15 protein-coding genes are annotated in these 15,261 nt (G+C 64.2%); 6 read left to right on the top strand and 9 right to left on the bottom strand.

Annotated features, from left to right (window positions below):
- The 5 genes from IB272_RS30830 to IB272_RS30810 form a co-directional block, all read left to right on the top strand.
- A partial coding sequence (locus IB272_RS30830) for an amidohydrolase family protein (protein WP_192445663.1) occupies window positions 1–1,019 on the top strand: 1,019 nt, incomplete at its 5' end.
- 23 nt (window positions 1,020–1,042) lie between these two features.
- Window positions 1,043–1,258 carry a hypothetical protein gene (locus tag IB272_RS30825; protein ID WP_113135491.1) on the top strand — a complete coding sequence of 72 codons (216 nt, stop codon included), beginning with the start codon at window positions 1,043–1,045 and terminating at the stop codon, window positions 1,256–1,258.
- Window positions 1,259–1,312: 54 nt separating this feature from the next.
- Window positions 1,313–1,768 carry a DoxX family protein gene (locus tag IB272_RS30820; protein ID WP_113135492.1) on the top strand — a complete coding sequence of 152 codons (456 nt, stop codon included), beginning with the start codon at window positions 1,313–1,315 and terminating at the stop codon, window positions 1,766–1,768.
- Window positions 1,765–3,366 carry an MFS transporter gene (locus IB272_RS30815; RefSeq protein ID WP_113135493.1) on the top strand — a complete coding sequence of 534 codons (1,602 nt, stop codon included), beginning with the start codon at window positions 1,765–1,767 and terminating at the stop codon, window positions 3,364–3,366. The genes IB272_RS30820 and IB272_RS30815 overlap by 4 nt, the downstream gene beginning before the upstream one ends.
- 85 nt (window positions 3,367–3,451) lie before the next feature.
- Entirely contained in the window at window positions 3,452–4,282 is an 831-nt protein-coding gene (locus IB272_RS30810) for an alpha/beta hydrolase (protein WP_060520010.1), read from the top strand.
- A 223-nt stretch (window positions 4,283–4,505) separates the two neighbouring features.
- Here IB272_RS30810 and IB272_RS30805 read toward each other — a convergent pair whose 3' ends face one another.
- Both IB272_RS30805 and IB272_RS30800 read right to left on the bottom strand, forming a co-directional pair.
- Window positions 4,506–5,147: a DUF5074 domain-containing protein gene (locus IB272_RS30805; protein WP_113135494.1), complete on the bottom strand. Its 642-nt coding sequence runs from the start codon at window positions 5,145–5,147 to the stop codon at window positions 4,506–4,508.
- A gap of 10 nt (window positions 5,148–5,157) precedes the next feature.
- Complete coding sequence (locus tag IB272_RS30800) at window positions 5,158–6,378, bottom strand: helix-turn-helix domain-containing protein (RefSeq protein ID WP_113135495.1); 1,221 nt, start codon at window positions 6,376–6,378, stop codon at window positions 5,158–5,160.
- A 320-nt stretch (window positions 6,379–6,698) separates the two neighbouring features.
- Between IB272_RS30800 and IB272_RS30795 the strand changes: the two genes are divergently transcribed.
- Window positions 6,699–7,913: an MFS transporter gene (locus IB272_RS30795; RefSeq protein ID WP_113135496.1), complete on the top strand. Its 1,215-nt coding sequence runs from the start codon at window positions 6,699–6,701 to the stop codon at window positions 7,911–7,913.
- Between the two features lie 85 nt (window positions 7,914–7,998).
- On the opposite strand, the gene IB272_RS30790 is transcribed toward IB272_RS30795, so the two are convergent.
- The 7 genes from IB272_RS30790 to IB272_RS30760 form a co-directional block, all read right to left on the bottom strand.
- On the bottom strand, window positions 7,999–9,303 hold the full coding sequence (locus IB272_RS30790; RefSeq protein WP_113135497.1) for a CynX/NimT family MFS transporter: 1,305 nt from the start codon (window positions 9,301–9,303) through the stop codon (window positions 7,999–8,001).
- The gene (locus IB272_RS30785) at window positions 9,300–9,977 is read right to left on the bottom strand and encodes a FadR/GntR family transcriptional regulator (protein ID WP_060520000.1); all 678 of its coding nucleotides are present in this window, start codon (window positions 9,975–9,977) and stop codon (window positions 9,300–9,302) included. The genes IB272_RS30790 and IB272_RS30785 overlap by 4 nt, the downstream gene beginning before the upstream one ends.
- A gap of 220 nt (window positions 9,978–10,197) precedes the next feature.
- Window positions 10,198–10,539 (bottom strand): STAS domain-containing protein, encoded by a 342-nt coding sequence (locus tag IB272_RS30780; RefSeq protein WP_034790268.1) that lies wholly within the window; start codon window positions 10,537–10,539, stop codon window positions 10,198–10,200.
- Between the two features lie 13 nt (window positions 10,540–10,552).
- The gene (locus IB272_RS30775) at window positions 10,553–11,113 is read right to left on the bottom strand and encodes an ATP-binding protein (RefSeq protein WP_034790266.1); all 561 of its coding nucleotides are present in this window, start codon (window positions 11,111–11,113) and stop codon (window positions 10,553–10,555) included.
- Window positions 11,114–11,117: 4 nt separating this feature from the next.
- The gene (locus tag IB272_RS30770; protein ID WP_034790264.1) at window positions 11,118–13,478 is read right to left on the bottom strand and encodes a SpoIIE family protein phosphatase; all 2,361 of its coding nucleotides are present in this window, start codon (window positions 13,476–13,478) and stop codon (window positions 11,118–11,120) included.
- Window positions 13,475–14,647 carry a class I SAM-dependent methyltransferase gene (locus IB272_RS30765; protein WP_034790262.1) on the bottom strand — a complete coding sequence of 391 codons (1,173 nt, stop codon included), beginning with the start codon at window positions 14,645–14,647 and terminating at the stop codon, window positions 13,475–13,477. Before IB272_RS30765 ends, IB272_RS30770 begins: the two co-directional genes overlap by 4 nt.
- Window positions 14,647–15,165 (bottom strand): hypothetical protein, encoded by a 519-nt coding sequence (locus IB272_RS30760; protein ID WP_034790260.1) that lies wholly within the window; start codon window positions 15,163–15,165, stop codon window positions 14,647–14,649. Before IB272_RS30760 ends, IB272_RS30765 begins: the two co-directional genes overlap by 1 nt.
- Window positions 15,166–15,261: the final 96 nt, after the last annotated feature.

Below are 15,261 nucleotides of genomic sequence, written 5' to 3'. Positions count from 1 at the left end.
ACGACTATTTCCGCCACAACGGTGCCGGCGAGATGCTGGTGTTTTCCGCCGCCGACTTCGAGGACTTCCGCGAGCCGCGCCCGGACATGCCGCCGGAGATGGAGGGCGAACTCGAAGAGGTCGTGCGTATTCTTGCGGAGAACCGCTGGCCCTGGCGACTGCATGCCACCTATGACGAGACGATCACCCGTGCGCTCGACGTCTTCGAGAAGGTCAACCGGGATATCCCGCTTGAGGGCATCAACTGGTTCTTCGACCATGCGGAGACGATCTCTGACCGCTCGATCGACCGGATCGCCGCCCTTGGCGGCGGCATCGCCGTGCAGCACCGCATGGCCTATCAGGGCGAGTACTTCGTCGAGCGCTACGGCCATGGTGTCGCTGAAGCGACGCCGCCGGTGGCCAAGATGCTGGCAAAGGGCGTCAACGTCTCCGCCGGTACCGATGCGACCCGCGTCGCATCCTACAACCCCTGGGTTTCGCTGTCGTGGATGGTGACCGGCAAGACTGTCGGCGGCCTGCAGCTCTACCCGCGCGCCAACTGCCTCGATCGCGAGACGGCGCTTCGGATGTGGACCGAGAAGGTGCAGTGGTTTTCAAACGAGGAAGGCAGGAAAGGCCGGATTGAGAAGGGGCAGTTCGCCGACCTCATCGTGCCGAACAAGGATTTTTTCAACTGCGCCGAGGACGAGATTTCCTTCCTCACGTCAGAGCTCACGATGGTCGGCGGCAAGATCGTCTATGCGGCCGGCGAATTTGCCTCTCACGACGAGAACAAGGTGCCGCCGGCAATGCCCGACTGGTCGCCGGTCCGCACCTTCGGCGGTTATGCCGCCTGGGGTGAGCCCGAGGGCGCCGGAAAGCGCTCGCTCCGGCGCACCGCGATCACGTCGTGCGGCTGCGCCAGCGATTGCGGCGTCCATGGCCACGATCATGCCGGCGCCTGGACGTCGAAACTGCCGATCGCCGACCTTAAGGGTTTCTTCGGCGCGCTTGGATGCTCCTGCTGGGCGGTGTGACGATAGCGGAAGGGAAACGCAGAATGCGCACGAAAGCCGGCGCCGTCGCGATGGCCGCGGTCTCAATCTTGCTCAACGCATCGCTCGGACCGGAGCAGGCCTCGGCCTCGCCGACTGAGGGCGTCCGGCACCTCTCGGCGAAAGTCGTGGTGAACCATCCGCCGGCGAAGCATGGAGCCTACTACCAAGGCATATCCCAGAGCGCGATCACCGCTTTGAAACGGCCGAAAAATCGATGAGGGGCGGCTTTGCCGCCTATCAAGCCGAAGACCGCCTGACAAGGAAACGAAAGATTGAGCCCCTCTTCCCTCGAAAACCGTCTCGCCGTTCGCCTCCGGCCGGGCCTTTCCGGCAACCGTGTCATATTCGTCGGGTTGCTGGCGCTCTGCTCGGCCTATATCCAGGGACCCTTGACGAAAATTTTCGACTTCCCGGGCGCGCTTGCCGAGATGGAGCATTTCGGCCTCTATCCGGCACCGCTCTTTGCTGTCGGCATCATCGTTTTTGAGCTTGCGATGTCGGCTCTCGTTCTCTCAGGCTTCTACCGCTGGGCGGCGGCAGGCGCGCTTGCGGCCTTCACCCTCGCCGCCACCTTGCTCGCATTCCGCTTCTGGGAACTGCCGCCCGGCATGGAGCGCGCGATAGCGACAAACGGTTTCTTCGAACATATCGGCCTTGCCGGCGCATTCGTGCTCGTTGCAGTCTATGATCTGCGCGAACGTGCATCCACGGAGAGGGGCGGCCAATGACGCAGGCAGCGACCAACAACGCCGGCACTTTCGCGCCCTTGCGCCAGAAGGTCTTCGCCGTGCTCTGGGTGGCGACGATCATCGGCAACACCGGCAGCTTCATCCGCGATGTCGCGAGCTCCTGGCTCGTCACCGACCTGTCGGCAACGCCCGCCGCCGTCTCGATGATCCAGGCGGCCGCGACGCTGCCGATCTTCCTGCTCGCCATTCCCGCCGGCGTGCTCTCCGATATTCTCGACCGACGCAAATTCCTGATCGTCGTGCAGTTCCTGCTCGCATCCGCGAGCCTCTGCCTGTTGTTCCTCTCTGCAAGCGGGCTGCAGTCGGTGACCTCGCTGATTGCGCTTACCTTTGTCGGTGGCATCGGCGCAGCGCTGGTTGCCCCCACCTGGCAGGCGATCGTGCCGGAGCTCGTGTCGCGACCGGACGTCAAGGGCGCGGTCGCGCTGAACTCGCTCGGCATCAACATCTCCCGCGCGATCGGCCCGGCGCTTGGCGGCTTGCTGCTTGCCTGGTTTGGCGCGGCCGTCACCTATGGCGTCGATGTCATCAGCTATGTCTTCGTCATTGCCGCATTGGTCTGGTGGCGGCGGCAGGTGCCGGAGGACGACGCGCTCGGCGAGCGCTTCCTCGGCGCCTTCCGGGCCGGCCTGCGCTATGCGCGCGCCAGCCGCGAGCTGCATGTGGTGCTTTTGCGTGCAGCCGTGTTTTTCGCTTTTTCAAGTGCGATCTGGGCGCTGCTGCCGCTGGTCGCCCGCCAGCTTCTCGGCGGCGGCGCCAGCTTCTACGGCATCCTGCTCGGCGCCGTCGGCGCCGGCGCGATCGGCGGCGCGCTGGTGATGCCGCGCTTGCGGGCCCGGATGGATGCCGACGGATTGCTGCTTTTGTCCGCGGTCCTGACCGCCGCCGTCATGGGCGTGCTTTCCTTCGCGCCGGCGCAATGGGTGGCGGTGGCGGCGCTGCTCGTCTGTGGTGCGGCCTGGATCATGGCGTTGACGACGCTGAACAGCACTGCGCAAGCGATCCTGCCCAACTGGGTGCGCGGACGCACGCTCGCCGTCTATCTGACCGTCTTCAACGGCGCGATGACCGGCGGGAGCCTTGCTTGGGGCGCGACCGCCTCGGCGATCGGCGTGCCCTTCACGCTCGCCGTGGCGGCCATCGGCCTTCTCTCAGTCGGCTTCGCCTTCCACGCCATGAAGCTGCCGAAAGGTGAGGCGGATCTCATTCCTTCCAATCATTGGCCGGAGCCGCTGACCAGCGAGCCGGTCGAACACGACCGCGGACCGGTTCTCGTCCTGATCGAATATACGATCGACAAGGCGGATCGGTCCGAGTTCCTGAAGGCGCTCGCCCGCCTGTCGCACGAGCGGCGGCGCGACGGCGCCTATGGCTGGGGCGTGACCGAGGACGCGGCCGATCCCGGACGGCTGGTCGAATGGTTTATGGTCGAATCCTGGGCAGAGCATCTGCGCCAGCACAAGCGCGTGTCGAAGGCCGATGCCGACATTCAGGACGATGTCCGCCGCTACCACAAGGGGCCGGCCGCGCCGGTCGTCAACCACTTTCTCGCGATCAACCACCCCCATCTCGGTTGACGCGGACCGCACGTCCCGGCGCGGATCTCGCGCCGGGGCCACATCTCGAAGACATACACCCAACCCAAACAAAGGAACCGTTCCCATGACCGAGAACTTCGTCAGGACTGAAGACGGCGTCGATATCTTCTACAAGGATTGGGGCTCGGGCCAGCCCATCGTCTTTCACCATGGTTGGCCCCTGTCGGCGGACGATTGGGATGCGCAGATGCTCTATTTCGTCAGCAAGGGCTACCGGGTCATCGCCCATGACCGCCGCGGCCATGGCCGTTCGACGCAGGTGAGCGAGGGACACGACATTGCACACTACGCGAAGGATGTTGCGGCGCTGACCACCAAGCTCGGCCTCAGCGATGCAATCCACATCGGTCACTCCACCGGTGGCGGCGAAGCGGTGGCTTACGTGGCGCGCCACGGCGGCGGCCGGGTTTCCAAGCTGATCATCGTCGGCGCCGTGCCGCCGATCATGGTCAAGACCGAAAACAATCCGGGCGGCCTGCCGATCGAGGTGTTCGACGGTTTCCGGGCGGCGCTTGCTGCCAACCGCGCCCAGTTCTTCCTCGACGTTCCGGCCGGCCCGTTCTACGGCTACAACCGCCCGGGTGCCGAGGTATCGGAAGGCGTCGTCCGCAACTGGTGGCGTCAGGGCATGATGGGCAGCGCCAAGGCCCATTACGAAGGCATCAAGGCCTTCTCCGAAACCGACTTCACCGAAGACTTGAAGGCGATCGACGTGCCGACGCTGGTCATGCACGGCGACGACGACCAGATCGTGCCGATCGACGACAGCGCGCGACTGGCGGTGAAGCTGCTGAAGAACGGCACGCTCAAGGTCTATGAGGGTTATCCACATGGCATGTTGACAACCCATGCCGATGTCATCAATCCCGACCTGCTCGCCTTCATTAAGGCCTAAAGCTCGGGCACGGTCCGCGGTGTCCGGGTATTGCGGACCGTGCCGGGACAACGCTACTGCATGGTTCCCTATTCATCGCCGGTTTTGCGGACGGAACATGCAGCGCTTCGAAGCGCTACAGCGCCCTCTATGCGCCTCAAAGGCGCGCGGCGCTGTAGTGCCGGCGCCGCACCGACAGCGGCGCGCAGCCGCGCCGGTTGCCAGGAATTCATCGTCAGTGTCTTCAGCGCGCCCGCTTCGGCCGGCGAACGGCCCGGACGACGCCGCTCGGGCCGCCGCCACAGAAGAAGCGCTCGCCGCCATCGGACTCGAGGCCCGATACGCCCATTCCGGTCGGCATGGCGACCGTTTCGAGCACCGCTCCCGTTTGCGGATCGATGCGCCTGATATCGCTTTCGTCACCCTCCCAGGTGCCGTGCCAGAGTTCGCCGTCGACCCAGGACACCCCGGTCACGACGCGCTTGGATTCGATCGTGCGCAGGATTGCGCCGTTCTCGGGATCGATCTGATGAATTTTGCGGCCCCGATGCTGCCCGACCCAAAGCGTGCCCTCGGCCCAGGCAAGGCCGGAATCGCCGCCACCGCCTGGCGCCGGGATTGTCGCGAGAATTTTCCCGGTTTCCGGATCGATCTTCTGGATGCGATCTTCGGCGATCTGGAAGAGGTGCTTGCCGTCAAACGCCGTACCGGCATGCGCGGCGACGTCGATCGAGCGGACGGGCGCACCGTTTTCCGGGTCGAAGGCGTTGATCGTGTCACCGGCGGCGAACCATACGTTCCGGCCGTCGAAGGTGACGCCATGGACCTGGTCTGCCCCGGGGAACGGGCCATATATCTGGATGATTTCGGCTTCGGATCTTTTCATGGGTCTGATCCTATTCGTTTGGCAAAGGGCCAGGGAGTAACAACACTGTCGGGAATGCGGCAATCGGCGGCACGACCCAGCGCCGTGCCCGCCCGCGCCCGATCGGCATAACCTTGCCTTGCGAGGCGAGCTCTTCGAGCGCCCGCTGCACGGTGCGCGCGCTGGCGTCGAGCGCGATTGCGAGCGCCGAACTTGACCAGGCCTCGCCGTCCGCCAGCAGCGCCCGCATCGTCGCATGTCGCTCGTCGACCGGCGGGGCAAGGACGACGACCGTGTGCTTGCCGTGCGGCACCAGCCGGAAGCCATCGCTCGTCGCCGTGATATCCGCAAGCGGGCGCAGTTCCTCGCGCAGCCGGCCGATTTCGACACGCAGCCTTGCCCGGTGGGATTCGTCGACATGTCGTGCGCCGAAGGCCCGGGCGAGCAAGGTTCGCCTTGAGACGTCTCCCGGCCAGGCTTCGCCCAGCGCGCGCGCCAGCGCAAAGAGCACCGGCCGAGTGGCAAGCGTGCACAAGGTCGCTTGTCGTCGGACGAGGTTCCGGCAGGCGTCGATGACGAGGGCGCCGGAAGCAAGCAGCTCTTCGACCTCGCCAAGCAGCAGCGAGCGCTCTTCCCCATCCGCCATGAGGCGGGCAGCCGGCGCCTTAAGCACGGCGGCCGCGTTTTCAACTTCCAAGATCAGGGCCGGAATGCCGGTCGCCCGTGCCGCTTCGCCCGCCCGCCCGAAGGCGGCGGTGGCGGCCTCGGTTCGCAACCGGCGCACGGCGATGCCGGCGAGCGCCAGGTCGTGGGCGGCTTTCGACAGCGGTGTCAGCCGCGCCGTATCGATATCGGCAAGCAAGTTCTCGGCCTCGTCCAGACGGCCGATCAAGAGCAGGCGCCGTGCCCCGAGATTGCGGGCGTGGGCGGCGTTGAGGTGGTCGCCATGGGTTTCGAGCGTCGAGCGGGCGGCGTCGAGCGCCCGCATCGGCCAGGAAAGATCACGGCAGACGATGGCGATCTCTGCCTCGGCGACGATGCACCGCGCCCGCGCCACCGCTTCCTTCGGGCCGAAGGCGCGCGCGGCGTTCTTCAGCAGGACCTTTGCGCGGGTGAAGTCTCCAAGCTGGGCCATGGCGATGCCGCGCAGCGCTAGTGCCGGCGGATCGTCGCGTAGCGCCACCCGCTTCAGCGCGCCGAGCGGGTCGCCCGACGCCAGTGCTCGCGCCGCGGCGGTGATCAGCGAATCCATCGAAATCCCGTCACACTTGTCACTCCCGCAGGCCGTGTTCCAGCCTTTATCTATCTCTCAGGTGGCAACGGACAACAGAAAGAAGCTTCGTCGCACAATCAAGCGGAAACAGTCGGGCGCATGCCTTCAAGGCTGCATCGAATGTGAATCTGCACCTATTATGAAATTCTTTCGAAGCTCCTGTCGGCTTGGCACCGGCGTGAGCGTCTTTCAATCGGGCGGGTGAGGGGATGTCCCAGGCACGGTCCGCCGCGCGATCAGGTTGCACAATTTTTCGGCGTGGCCGGACGTCGGGCCGGGCGGATTTAAGGAGATTTGCAATGACCAATTCGCATTACCGTTGGGTCATCGTGGCGGCGGGCGGGCTGCTCGGCTGCCTGGCGATCGGCGCCATGTTTTCGCTTCCGGTGTTCCTGCTGCCGATTTCGCGCGACACCGGCTGGTCGGTGACAGGCGTTTCGAGCGCCATGACCATCGGCTTCCTGGCCATGGCATTTGCCAGCATCGCTTGGGGCAGCCTTTCCGACCGATGGGGCGCGCGTCCGATCGTGCTCATCGGCTCGGTGCTCTTGGCCGTCAGCCTCATGGCAGCGAGCTGGACGACCTCGCTGATCGCCTTCCAGATCCTTTTCGGTGTCGTGGTCGGCACCGCGACGGCGGCGATCTTCGCGCCGATGATGGCTTGCGTTACCGGCTGGTTCGATACGCATCGCAGCCTCGCGGTCTCGCTCGTCTCGGCCGGTATGGGCATGGCGCCGATGACGATGTCGCCCTTTGCCGCCTGGCTGGTATCCGCCTACGACTGGAGAACCGCTCTGCAGATCATCGCGCTGGTCGTTGCCGTCATCATGATCCCGGTCTCGTTTCTCGTTCGCCAGGCGCCGGCACTTGCCGACGGCGCTGCCGCGGCCTCGCCCGGGGAAGAGCCCCATTCGTCGATGACGACCAGCCAGGTGCTGAAATCGCCGCTCTTCATCATCCTGCTTCTGACCAACTTCTTCTGCTGCGCCACCCATTCCGGCCCGATCTTCCACACTGTGAGCTACGCGATCACCTGCGGCATTCCGGTCATGGCGGCCGTGTCGATCTACAGCGTCGAGGGTCTTGCCGGCATGGGCGGCCGCGTCGTCTTCGGTCTGCTCGGCGACCGTTTCGGGGCCAAACGTGTGCTCGTTCTTGGACTTCTGGCCCAGGCCTTCGGCGCGCTTGCCTATGTCTTTGCCGCCGGGCTCGGCTCGTTCTACGCAGTCGCCGCCCTGTTCGGCTTCATCTACGCGGGCGTCATGCCGCTCTATGCGGTGCTTGCCCGCGAGAATTTCCCCTTGCGGATGATGGGGACGGTGATCGGCGGGACGGCCATGGCTGGCAGCCTTGGCATGGCGACGGGACCGATTGCCGGGGGCCTGATCTATGATGCGCTGGCAAGCTACACCTGGCTTTACATCGGTTCCTGGGGCATCGGCCTCGGCGCGTTCCTGATCGCGCTCACCTTCCGGCCGGCGCCGCGCTACCAGGCGGCGGTGGCCGCGGCCTGATGCGAGCGTGCTGACAGCGAGAGAAAGGGCTCCGCCTGGGAAGGGGAGCCCTTTGGATCATTGCAGGCGCTCATCCGCGTCCGTCTTAGCGGTCGTCTATCCGGACCGTTCGTGCGCCGACATGCAGCGCCCGGCCGGCGCCGAGGCCCATGATCGCCACGCCGATGCCGAGCGCGATGAAGAGAACGGCGCTGGCGGCGAAGCTGCCGGTCCAGCTGCGGATGAAGCCGACAAGCAGGGGGCCGATGGCGGCAAGCACGTAGCCGACGCCCTGGGCCATGCCGGAGAGATGGGCCGCCACGTGCGAATCGGGAGAGCGCAGCACAATGAGGGTCATCGCCGCAGCAATCAGGCCGCCCTGGCCGATCCCTTGCAGAACAGCCCAGACGAGCACCGTCGAGAGCGGCGCGAAAAGGATGCCGATCAGTGCGATGACGGCCGCGGCGACGAGCGCCACGCAGACGGCGCGCTGGTCGCGGCGCCTTACGGCGAAGGATGGCACGAGCAGGCAGGTGACGACCTGCATCATGATCGAGGCGGAGACGACCGCACCGGCAGTTGCGGCATCTAGGCCACGCTCACGCAGGATCGGCGCCATCCAGCCGAAGACGCAATAGGCGAGTGCGGATTGCAGACCCATGAAGAGCGTCACCTGCCAGGCGAGCCGATCGCGCCAGAGGCCGACGACGCGGAAGCCGCTGTGGCGGGCTTGCGCCTTGCCACGCAGCGCCTGCGGTGCCCAGATCATCAGCACGATGAGGGCGGGTACCGCCCAGGCCGCGAGCGCGCCGGACCAGGAGCCGACCACATGGTGTTCGATCGTCAGCGTCAGGCCGGCGGCGCTGGCAGCACCGGCGCACAGCGCCATGGTATAGAGGCCCGTCATCATCGCGGCGCGGTCGGGAAAGTCACGCTTGACGAGGCCGGGAAGCAGCACGTTGCCGATCGCGATCGCCGCACCTGCCGCAAATGTCGAAAGGAAAAGCAGCGGCACGGACTGAACGCCGCGCAGACCCGTGCCGAGCGTCAGCAGGACGAGCACCCCGAGAAGCGTGCGTTCGGCACCGAAGCGTTGGGCGAGCTTCGGCGCAAGCGGCGCGAAAAGGCCGAGACAGAGCACCGGCAGGGTGGTGAGCACGCTGGCGCTGGCGGTGGAAAGGCCGGTCGCCTGCATCACCTCGGGCAGGAGCACCGAGAGACTTGAAAACAGCGGCCTGAGGTTGAAGGCGATGAGCACGAGGCTGACGCCCAGCAGGATGCGGGCGCTGCGGCTCAGCACCGGTGGTTGCGGTGCCGGCAGGCTGTCGGCCTCGGCATCGATAAGCTGGTCTTCGATGTCCGGCGGTTCGGCGGCTTCGGCTTTGTGGGGATCACGAAAAGTCTGGTTCATTGGGAAAGTAGCCGATCAAGTTCAGCGAGGACGGGGGCCATGAACGCCCGAACGGCGGCCGCGGCCTTGTCCGGATCACTGGCCGCAATGGCCTCGACGATCGCCGCATGCGCCCGGTCGTCCGGCTCCGGCAGGTCGCCCGACAGCGTCGAGTGAATGGTTTCGAGAATGGCCGAAGTGAAAAAGTCATAGAGCTCGACGATGGCCCTGTTGCCGGAGGCCTCGACGATCGACCGATGAAAGGCGATGTCGCGCCGTCCGAAGGCCTCACGCCCGCCATCGGAAACCGTGCCGCGGGCGAGAAGAAGGCGCTTCATATGTTCCAGATCCTTGGGCGTATGTCGCAGCGCCGCCAGGCGTGCGGCTTCCACGTCGAGGGCCGCGCGCGCCTCCCATTGGTCGCGCAGGCTCGCCCGCTTGACGCGGTCAAGCGCGCCCGAGCTATCGACCGTCGAGCGGACATAGGTGCCGGAGCCCTGGCGGGCGTCGAGCAGCCCCTTCGAGATCAGGACCCGAACGGCCTCCCGCACGGTTCCGCGGCTCACCGCCAGAAGTTCGGTCAGCGCCGTCTCGTTGGGAATGCGTTCGCCGATAGCCCAGCGGCCGCTGAGGATTTCCGCCCGCAGGCTTTCGGCAGCGCTCTCGGCAAGGTTGGTACGATTGATCGGTTGCATTGTCTGCTCATCAAGTCATCAGATGATTTGATCAATAGGGTGAGGCGTTCGCAGAGTCAAGCGTGACGACGGGGAATGAAGAAGGCGTCGAAGCGTCGTGAGGCCGGTTTCGGCGACAGGATTTGTCGGTGGCTGGCGCGCGGAATCGCGGTCGCGCGCCGGTCGGGCGCGCGATACTCAGGCTTTAGCTACGGGAATCCAGTCCCGGCACCGCGTGATCTCAGTTGAGCCTGAGATCGAGGCCGGGATGCAGCTTCTTGAGGTTCGGCAGCGATTTCGACTGCCACGGGATCTCAGAGGTTCCGCGCACCGTCAATTGCACGTTCGGGCGGTTGCGTGCCTCGATCGTCAGCTTGGCGAGCAGGTTGATCCCGGACGAGTTCAGGAACTGCAGTTCGGTGAGGTCGATCGTGATGTGCTCAGGCTCGGTCTCCAGAACGCCCATCACCGTCGAGAAGATCGGGGCATAGGCCTCCGTTCCCGGCAGCCGCATCGTGCCTTCAAAATGAATATCGTTGCCTTCGGACCAAACGCGATACTCTTCTTCGTCCTTGTTTTCCATGTTCACCGGCTCATCAGTTCGAGAGGTCTGGGACCGCAATGGAGGCATAAGTCTCCAATGAGGTTTCGCCGTCGTCACCCTGGGCGCCAAAAACCCAAGCGAAACGAACGCCATAATCGCTCATCAGCGTCAAAAGACCAAGCCCCGAGCCGCTCTTGCCGAGCCCGGTTGCGTTGGCTTCGATGCGCTCGATGAGCAGGTCGCCCGGGTCGCCGTCGGCGATCTCGGACAAAAGATCCTGGAAGCGCGCAGCCGCTTCGTTGTCGATCACGTTCGACACTTTCGTGCGGAAGCTGTGGCCCTCGAGGGCGGCCTCGACGACCACGGAACCGGAAGCGCGGAACTTCACGGCATTCTCGACCAGTTCGTTGGTGAGGTAGCCGATGTTGTGGCGCACTTCCCGATAGGTGTTGCGCGACGCGCGATAGCGCAGCGCCGCCAGTTCGGCGACGAAATCCGAAGCCATGGCGCAATGCTTCCAGCTGAGATCCAGCGGCCCGTCGTAAAGACGCAGCCGGGTCATCTTCTGGTGGGCGCCGATCGTCAGGTCCGCCAGTCCGTAGAGCGTGGTCATCTGATCACCTGTGTCTCATGACGACGAGCGTGATGTCGTCGTAGATCTTCTGCTTGCCGATATGCGCCATCAGGTCGTTGATGATACCCGATTTGACGTCCTCGGCGCTCTGTCCGTAAAACTTTCCGGCACTCTCGCACAGTCGCTCGATGCCAAACAGTTCGCCCTTGGCGTTCGCTGCCTCGGTCACGCCGTCCGTATGCAGCACGATCATGTCGCCGCGGCCGAACGAGATCTCGCGGGTGGCAACAAAGCGCGAAATGTCCGATTCCAGGCCAATCGGCAGGCCGAGGTCGAGCGTGTCGATCCGCTCGATTTCCGCACCCTTGCGCACGACGATCAGTTCCTCGTGCTGCCCCGACAGCGTCAGGCGGCCGTGGTCGTAGTCGAGGAAGGCCAACGACAGATGCTTGTCAGTGTTGGTGCGCACGATGTTCTTGTAGATGGCGCGGTTGAGGCGGTTGAGAAACTGCTCCGGGTCCATGTCGCCGGCTTCCTGCAGGGCCCTTGCGACCGACTGCACCATCAGCATCAGCACGCCGCTTTCAAGGCCATGACCGGTCACGTCGCCGATGCCGATCTTCAGCCGCTCACCGTCGCGCAGCACATCGTAGTAGTCGCCGCCCACCTCGTCGGCCGGGCGCATATAGGCGGCGATTTCGAGATCGGCGATTTCCGCGAGCTCGCCGGCCTTCGGCAGCACCATCATCTGGATCTGCTTGGCGACGGCGAGTTCGGCGCCAAGGCGCAGGTTCTCGCTGCGCAGTTGGGTATTCAGCGTCGAAATCTGATGGTTGGCGTCCTCGAGCTGCTTGGTGCGTTCGGTCACCAGGTTTTCGAGGTTCTCGGTATGGTAGCTGATCTCCTCAGCCATTCTATTGAACGCGATAGCGGCTTCACCGACTTCGTCGCGCGTCGTGATGGGCACACGGACGGAGTAGTCCTTCGCCTCGATGCTGGTTGCCGCTCCGGCGAGCGCGCTGATGCCGCGGGTGACCCGCTTGGAGATGCCGAACACGGCGAGCGTGACGAACAGCAGCGAAGCGAGCAGGGCCAGGATCTGATAGATGAGGATGCGGTTCGTCGCTTCAGAGATACTCGCCTGTGCCGCAAACAGCGAGGCATAGATTTCGCGCTCCGGCACGACGATGCCGATCGACATGGTCTCGCGGCGCACCGGGCCGGAAACCCAGAGGTTCTCCGGCTCGAGCTGCTTGAGGAGAATGAGATAGGGGACCTTCTCACCACCCTCATCGAGCAGCACCCGCTGAATGGCGCCATCGGTGCCAAGCGGCAGCTCTGCGATCGCGGGCTGGGCGCTGCGGCGCAGCGAGCGCTCCAACCCGGTGACGCCTTGTCCACCCGTGTCGCTGGACCGCCGCAGGCCGATCACCTTTTCGCCGACCGGATTGATGGCAAGCACGTTGCCGTCGGACATCACCAGAAATCCGAAGCCGCTGTCGCCGACCTTGACGCTTTCGACAACCTCGGCCAGCTGGTCGAGCGTGATATCGGTTCCGGTTGCTCCGGCGACACCTTTGCGGTCGGGCGTCCAGAGCGGCTGGAAGAAACTGACGATCAGTTTGCCCGAGGCGGCATCGGTGTAAGGTGCCGTTTGCGTGGTATCGGCTGCAACGGGCCTGAGGCTCGGTTGCTTCGCCCATTCCTCCCAGGACTCATAGAGGCCGGGGAAGAAGAAGTTCCAGAAGTTGGCTTCGTTATGGCCGGGGTAGAGACGGTCGAACGTCTGTGCCTGATCCGCATAGGGCGCCATCCGCAAGATCGGCCGTTCTTTTGGTCCGACGTAGTACATCTGCAGTTTGGAGCGGCCGTGCGCAAGCAGGGCGGGGGCAACCAGATCAAGAACGGCGCTGTTCTCGATATCGGCCTGTACCTCGGGTAGTGGCCGATGGTCGGGGCCAAGGAGATAGCTCCAGACGCTTACGCTCGAGAGCGGCCCCGGAAGGTTCTGCGCCCACCCACCTTTGGCATCGTAAGTGACGGTAACGGACTCCGGTGCGTGCCGCGCAAGTGCCTCACCGACGTCGGACCGGCGCACGGGGCGGTCGATCTGCGCCTGGATTACGCCCGCGAGCGTGGCGACGTCGGCGTGAACCTGGCCGAGCAGAAGATTAACCCGCGCGGCCGTCGATTCCGCGTAGGTGAGCATGTAGTCTTCGTTGGCGTTTTGCAGGCCCTGTCCGACTTCCGTCGTCGCGTCGCGCGACAGTCTTTGAACGTTCCAGAGCGCCAGGCCGCCTGTCAGCAGGAGGTCGAAGAGCACGGCGCTGCCGACGACCAGCACGAACTTGGCGCGAAAGGATCTCAAACCGAACCGGGGACGTTTGATATTGCTCGCGCTCATAGTGGTTTGCGCCCGGACGCTGCCCAGATCGGCCAGCCCGCATAGCCCTTCGGATGCAGTGCAGCGAAGATGTGATCCCGGAAGCCCTGGCGGAACCGCTCGATGAATTCGGGTGTTTCGCCGTGCCTCACCGCCATGTCCGCAAACATCTTCTCCCAGCCGGCGATGATATCGGCGAAATCCTGTGGGTCACCGTCCAGATTGGTGACCATGAAGGATTCGACCAGGATGTCGTCGAAGCCCGTGTCGGCAAGATAGCGCCGACTCTTCGGCCCGAACTCCACATCTATCTCGAAATTGCTCAAAAGCCGCGCGAGCTCATTGTAGGTCCATTGGATGCTTTGCGCCCGCGGCTCGCCGAGGCAGTGCGAGTTCTTCTCGTTGGTGATGTAGACGCGGCCGCCCGGCTTCACGATCCGATAGAGTTCCTTGAGAAGCAGCTCCGGCTGATTGAAGACCTGCAGCGAGTGGCGGCAACTCACGAAGTCGAACTGGTTGTCCTCAAGCAGCATCTCCGACGCGTCGCCGTAGGTGTATTCGATACCCGTCACGCCGAACTCGGCGGCCACCTTTCGGGCATAGGCGAGGCTCGGCTTCGAGTGGTCGAGCGCGACGATCCGCGACGGCTGGAACTCCTTCTGCGCGAGCACGGCGAAATCGCCGATGCCGCAGCAGATGTCGGCCACGGCGATGCCGGGCCGCATGCCGTGGCGCGGCAGGATGGTGCGCTCGTGGCGCCAGGTCAATTTCGTCTGCGCGCGCAGGATTGGAATGAAGCTCGTATCCTCGAAGTAGTCCTGGCCGGGATAGAACATCGAATCATAGACCTCGACGGAGATCTGCGGCTCGATCGTGCTCAGGTGCCGGAACATGCGCGTCGTCCAGCTGACGACGCTTGACGTGATGACGATCAGGCGCAGGTCCGACCGCTCCCGGCAGGCGTCGAGGGCGACCCGGATGAAGGCCTGGAAGGCCGTGTTGTTCATCTGGATGAGGCGCTTCACATCGATATAGAGAACGCCGCGCACCGTATCGATGGCTTCCCTCAGCGCATGGATACTCTCGGCGATTTCATCGATCGAACGCGGCCGAATCGTTCCGGCAAGCGAGAAGATCTGGCTGTTGGGATCGAAGTCGACCTTGAAACGCTGAGGAAGGCTCGCCGCCATCAACTCACCATTCCTTCAAGAGGAAGATCCACGATCAGGGTGATGGCCGGAGCCGCATCCTCGTCAAGCCGGAGGCGGGCGTCATAGTTGACCGCCAGGTCCAGAAGCACCGATTCCCGGCTGGGGGCAAGGTCGTTGGAAATGGCGTCGAGATAGCGGGCCTGGGCATCGCTTTCACGGGTTTTCGAGACAGCCTCGCGATAGAAGCGCGCCTGACCAGGTGGGCATGGAAAGCTCAGTTGAACCCGTTCCGTGGCGCCTTGGCGATAGATCGACAGGCCGATCTTTCCGTCGGTGGTGCCGCCGCGAAACGAAACCTCCAGAAGCTCGTTGAGGGCGGAGGAAAAGAAGTTGGAATGCCGTACCGGATCGGTCCTGTTGTGGCTGATCATCCGGGCGAGGTAGCTCGAGACATGATCGCAATGGTGCCAGTCCGAAAGGAAATCTTCCATCTCCATATCGAACTGAAGCAGCGGCTCGAAAGCCGTTTCCGTGGTCTTATTGACACTAGCACCCATGCAGCAATGTCCTCCGCACCCCGAACTCTGCCACGGCCATACGCCACTTTCTATAATGATTTCTAACCACGCAACCCCGGGATCTTGCATGAAGAC

The sequence above is a fragment of the Ensifer sp. ENS08 genome, from assembly GCF_014852195.1.
Lineage (GTDB): Bacteria > Pseudomonadota > Alphaproteobacteria > Rhizobiales > Rhizobiaceae > Ensifer > Ensifer adhaerens.
Note: the sequence above shows the minus strand (reverse complement) of the source record. Positions and strands in the feature narration are given on the sequence as shown.

Excerpts from the sequence above, each read along its gene's own strand:
- IB272_RS30825 (WP_113135491.1), top strand. The coding sequence starts at position 1,043 with ATGCGCACGAAAGCCGGCGCCGTCGCGATGGCCGCGGTCTCAATCTTG.
- IB272_RS30815 (WP_113135493.1), top strand. The coding sequence starts at position 1,765 with ATGACGCAGGCAGCGACCAACAACGCCGGCACTTTCGCGCCCTTGCGC.
- IB272_RS30810 (WP_060520010.1), top strand. The coding sequence starts at position 3,452 with ATGACCGAGAACTTCGTCAGGACTGAAGACGGCGTCGATATCTTCTAC.
- IB272_RS30805 (WP_113135494.1), bottom strand. The coding sequence starts at position 5,147 with ATGAAAAGATCCGAAGCCGAAATCATCCAGATATATGGCCCGTTCCCC.
- IB272_RS30800 (WP_113135495.1), bottom strand. The coding sequence starts at position 6,378 with ATGGATTCGCTGATCACCGCCGCGGCGCGAGCACTGGCGTCGGGCGAC.
- IB272_RS30795 (WP_113135496.1), top strand. The coding sequence starts at position 6,699 with ATGACCAATTCGCATTACCGTTGGGTCATCGTGGCGGCGGGCGGGCTG.
- IB272_RS30790 (WP_113135497.1), bottom strand. The coding sequence starts at position 9,303 with ATGAACCAGACTTTTCGTGATCCCCACAAAGCCGAAGCCGCCGAACCG.
- IB272_RS30785 (WP_060520000.1), bottom strand. The coding sequence starts at position 9,977 with ATGCAACCGATCAATCGTACCAACCTTGCCGAGAGCGCTGCCGAAAGC.
- IB272_RS30780 (WP_034790268.1), bottom strand. The coding sequence starts at position 10,539 with ATGGAAAACAAGGACGAAGAAGAGTATCGCGTTTGGTCCGAAGGCAAC.
- IB272_RS30775 (WP_034790266.1), bottom strand. The coding sequence starts at position 11,113 with ATGACCACGCTCTACGGACTGGCGGACCTGACGATCGGCGCCCACCAG.
- IB272_RS30770 (WP_034790264.1), bottom strand. The coding sequence starts at position 13,478 with ATGAGCGCGAGCAATATCAAACGTCCCCGGTTCGGTTTGAGATCCTTT.
- IB272_RS30765 (WP_034790262.1), bottom strand. The coding sequence starts at position 14,647 with ATGGCGGCGAGCCTTCCTCAGCGTTTCAAGGTCGACTTCGATCCCAAC.
- IB272_RS30760 (WP_034790260.1), bottom strand. The coding sequence starts at position 15,165 with ATGGGTGCTAGTGTCAATAAGACCACGGAAACGGCTTTCGAGCCGCTG.